The sequence below is a fragment of the Bacillus sp. EKM420B genome (assembly GCF_011065565.1).
In the GTDB taxonomy this organism is placed as follows: domain Bacteria; phylum Bacillota; class Bacilli; order Bacillales; family Bacillaceae; genus Bacillus; species Bacillus velezensis.
In genome coordinates this window covers 1-252 of sequence record NZ_JAAMNX010000050.1, presented here as the reverse complement: position 1 = coordinate 252, position 252 = coordinate 1, and the positions used below count along the sequence as shown (strand labels likewise).

The 252-nt window shown below is 48.0% G+C and carries 1 protein-coding gene; it reads right to left on the bottom strand.

The window, feature by feature from the left end; all coding sequences use genetic code 11:
- On the bottom strand, positions 1 to 252 hold a 252-nt coding region (locus G9F48_RS19475), incomplete at both ends, for a condensation domain-containing protein (protein ID WP_165409993.1).

Genomic DNA, 252 nt, shown 5'->3' with positions numbered 1-252 from the left:
AAACGACATCTCCGTAATCTTCCAAGCAACGCGACCAGAACGCTGACGTTTCTTCTTTATTCCGGCTTCGGAGCCATTTGATATAAGAGCTGTAAGGAGCCGGACTGCCGAGGTTTACAGGCCGCCCGTTTCGGATCGCATAATACATGCTGAAGAAATCTTTCAGCACAATGCCCAAGCTCCAGCCGTCCATCATAATGTGATGATGAGTCCAAACGCATGTATGGCGGTTTTCTCCTGTTTGAAAAAGAG